Annotated in this window: 5 protein-coding genes; 3 read left to right on the top strand and 2 right to left on the bottom strand. The window is 38.6% G+C overall.

All coding sequences use genetic code 11. The features are described 5' to 3' along the window. Positions 1 to 170: 170 nt before the first annotated feature. The gene (locus MRT15_RS12205) at positions 171 to 1,244 is read left to right on the top strand and encodes an Lrp/AsnC family transcriptional regulator (RefSeq protein WP_304330567.1); all 1,074 of its coding nucleotides are present in this window, start codon (positions 171 to 173) and stop codon (positions 1,242 to 1,244) included. A gap of 161 nt (positions 1,245 to 1,405) precedes the next feature. Here MRT15_RS12205 and MRT15_RS12200 read toward each other — a convergent pair whose 3' ends face one another. Continuing rightward, on the bottom strand, positions 1,406 to 1,768 hold the full coding sequence (locus MRT15_RS12200) for a ThiF family adenylyltransferase (RefSeq protein WP_304330566.1): 363 nt from the start codon (positions 1,766 to 1,768) through the stop codon (positions 1,406 to 1,408). A 39-nt stretch (positions 1,769 to 1,807) separates the two neighbouring features. Here MRT15_RS12200 and MRT15_RS12195 point away from each other — a divergent pair, with 39 nt between their 5' ends. Together MRT15_RS12195 and MRT15_RS12190 are read left to right on the top strand one after the other, a co-directional pair. Continuing rightward, positions 1,808 to 2,098: a DUF6364 family protein gene (locus MRT15_RS12195; protein WP_304330565.1), complete on the top strand. Its 291-nt coding sequence runs from the start codon at positions 1,808 to 1,810 to the stop codon at positions 2,096 to 2,098. After that, positions 2,085 to 2,543 carry a type II toxin-antitoxin system VapC family toxin gene (locus tag MRT15_RS12190; protein ID WP_304330564.1) on the top strand — a complete coding sequence of 153 codons (459 nt, stop codon included), beginning with the start codon at positions 2,085 to 2,087 and terminating at the stop codon, positions 2,541 to 2,543. Before MRT15_RS12195 ends, MRT15_RS12190 begins: the two co-directional genes overlap by 14 nt. A 206-nt stretch (positions 2,544 to 2,749) precedes the next feature. On the opposite strand, the gene MRT15_RS12185 is transcribed toward MRT15_RS12190, so the two are convergent. Continuing rightward, on the bottom strand, positions 2,750 to 3,163 hold the full coding sequence (locus tag MRT15_RS12185; RefSeq protein ID WP_304330563.1) for a PaREP1 family protein: 414 nt from the start codon (positions 3,161 to 3,163) through the stop codon (positions 2,750 to 2,752). Positions 3,164 to 3,487: the final 324 nt, after the last annotated feature.

Raw genomic sequence — 3,487 nt, 5'->3', positions numbered from 1 at the left:
AAAGACGAAAATGGTAAGACTTGGGTTACAATAGCAATATATAATGGTGAAGGAGAACTCGTAAAAATAGTAAAATTTGATCCACCGGGCTGGGATCCAGGACTCCCATAGAGACTCTAAAGCGACCAGAGCTTACTAGAGCATGTAAGAGCTTACAGAGGCGACCGAAAATGCAAGAACTCGATGAAATAGATTACAAGATACTTACAGCCTTAGGGAAGAACCCTCTAGCAACAATAACGGAGCTAAGCAAGGAAACTGAAGTCAACGTGAAAACACTATCAAAAAGATTGCAACAATTAATACAGAGTAAAGTAATACGTAGCATTTCAGCACAAATATCCCCAGCTGCATTAGGACAAGAACCAGTAATACTATTCATAAACACAAAATGGAAAAATATATCGATAGTTGAGAAAGTTGGAGAACTACATCCATATACGAGATTTAGTGCGAGGTGTCTTGGAGCATTTAATGGTTTAATGAATATATTCATGATGCCAAGAAATAGCTTGGGATATTTGTTGGAACTTTTTGATAGGTTACGTGAATTGGGTTTAATTGACGATTATACTTATCTCACTTCGATAGCTAAATGGACTTGGAGGGAAGCTGATTTCACATATTATGATGTGAGGAAAGATGAATGGACATTCGATTGGGATGAATGGGGTAAATATGTGGAATCTTTGAAGGGACCAGCTGAATTAGAGGCATATCCACCATCAATACTACATAAATTGGATAAAACTGATATGGCTCTACTTAGAGAACTCAGTAAAAATGCTAGAGCAAAATTTAAGGATTTAAGCGAGAAGCTTAAGATTCCAGAGTATCAGATTAGTAGGAGAATAAAGCTATATCTTGACAATGGAGTCATTGAAGGCTTTAGAATATTAATATATTCAAAAGCTTCAAACTTATTCGATCAATTTATATTTAAGTGCAGATGCCCAGTTGCCACAACAGCTAAATTTGCAATGGCATTTAAAAAGTTGCCATTCCCATTGACATTTATGCCAACGCAGGAAGGATTCACACTGGTAACACTTTTACCACCATCGGGAGTCTCGTATCTTGGTGATATATTGCAGAGGAATGTGGATGATGTGAAGCTCATGTGGGCAGATTATAGGACGAGCAGGAGATATTGGTTCTATGGGGAAACATTCAAGGATGGTGTTTGGCAAGCTGATAGGAAGATGCTCGTAGACGACATACTAATGGAGTTAAAGGTGAAGTGAAAATAAAAAATTAAAAATATTTTTTATTTTTTTATTGCTAATGAGTTTTCGGGTCAAGTAATGACTTTAAATTATTATTCTAGCTGTGAAAGATGGTGATGGGTCCTTTCTCGATTGGTAATATTATGCCATGATGATTGAAGTGTATGAGTTTTGTAGGGTTATTGTTGCTTGTTTATGGGAAGTGTTTGGCAGTCTGGGCATGTTGGGTTTCTTCTCAATTCTATGGTTTGGAATTCCATTGATGATCCATCGTATATTAGAAGTTTATTCTTTAATAGTTTACCTATTCCAACTAGGTACTTGATGACTTCTGTTGCTTGAATTGTCCCTATTGTTCCAGCTACGGGTCCTAGGATGGGGAATACTTCTCTTTGTTGCGGTGCTGCTGGAATTATGCATCTTAGGCAGGCGGTTTCTCCAGGTATTATGGTTGTTGCTTGCCCCCATAGTCCATGGACTGCTCCATGGAAGAATGGGATCCTCTTCTCTATGCAAGCTTTGTTTAGTGCACTGTAGAGCAATCTTTATATACGTCTATACGAATATACGTATAGATGTAAATGGCGAAGAAGAAGCTCACTTTAAGTATTGATGAAGAATTGTTAAGTGAAGTTAAAAAGCTCTCCACTCTTGAAGGGAGTAGTTTGAGTGAGATTGTTGAAGAATATTTTGAGGGATTAGTATTTGATAGATGGGTTCGAGATCTTTGTGATGATCTGGGTTTGGGAGAACTTGAGCCTACAACAGAACTTGAGATCACGAAAAATAGACCCAAGGGTTTAGATGCAGCTAAAGTGGTGAGGGAATTAAGGGAGGGGCGAGTAGGAGGCATTTCCAATGTTCAAGAATAATGAAATATTCTACCTTGATACCAGCGCCTTAGTGAAGAGGTATGTTGAAGAACCTGGCAGTGAATTTGTTAGCGAGATATATGGGGATGCTTACAGGGGCATTAAAAAGCTAGCTTTTTCCTACTGGAATATCGCCGAAGCTGCAGTGGTGTTTGACAAATATGAGAGGATGATAGGTCTCAACGCAAAGGAAGTTACGAGAAATATGTTGAGGGAGATTGCAACACTCTCGAGATTATATAGGTTGCTCATCATCAATATAAGCCCCCATATCCTACGAGACTCCATAAAGCTTATATTAAAACACCATATCTACGTGGCTGATGCCCTCCAAATAGCCACAGCCAAAAGGATTAACAGTCCCGTAATCGTTACAGGCGACAAAAGATTGGCAAGTATAGCTCAAGCTGAAGGCTTGAAAACACTCTATATAAGCGAACACTAACTAAGTTTGCTCATAGGAGTGAATGTTATGCATTTAAGGTTAAGATGTCGAGAAGCTAATATGTTAGGAAACGTATGAGGCTAAGGATATTATGTAATTATTGGCAAAATATCTGACTCTGGTGAAGGGTTGTATTGGACTACATTGCTCATGGAATGTTATTGTGCAAATTGTTTTTGGGTTTAGAGTTTTTGAATCGCTCTAAATTATTGTTGCTCACGTATTATCTTCTGGGCTTCTGAAATCATTTTCTCTATTGCTGGTAGTCTCCTCTTAACATCTTCAGTGTCGAATTTAGCTTCATGGAACCCCCAAACATGTAAAGCCCATGCCTTATCCCATGAATCGAAGAACCATTCACCCAATTTCCCAGATATCCTTAAAACAGCCTTTTCAAGTTCGGTGGCCGTCCACCTACCCCTCTCATCAACCCTCTTAATTATGTCAGTTAAGTTGAAGTGTACTGTGAAGGCTTTCACAACCTCCCCAGCAACTTCATACAACTTCTCGCTCGCTTGAACAGGATCTTTATCGGTGAGAGATTTACCCTCCACCAAATATTTTAGAGCATATTCAAGGTGCTGCTTAGCATTAAGCTCCATACCCACATCAACCAACAACTCTACATGCTCAGCTGAAAATAAGCTTTACCCCCGTAATGTTAAGTCAGTCAAAATGCTCAATTAAATAAGTTATTGAGAAGCTTAAATGCACTATTAAATCGAGGCTTGCCATTAAATTAATGATGCGATGGGTGAAGACTTTATCGAGGACCATATAAATACCGTTACCATGCCAATTAAGAAGATTCTAGGATTATAGCTGAAATAGTGACTGAAGAGAAGATTAAGCCTATAATAAAGAAATTGGAGGACGTAAGGGAGGAGATGAATACGGTGGAAGTGATGAATAGAAGGCTTTACACCATCCCCTTTAGGAAGTGT

Origin of the sequence: Candidatus Culexarchaeum yellowstonense (assembly GCF_024707025.1) — an archaeon.
In the GTDB taxonomy this organism is placed as follows: domain Archaea; phylum Thermoproteota; class Methanomethylicia; order Culexarchaeales; family Culexarchaeaceae; genus Culexarchaeum.
The sequence above is the reverse complement of the archived record's forward strand: the minus strand, read 5'-3'. Positions and strand labels throughout refer to the sequence as shown.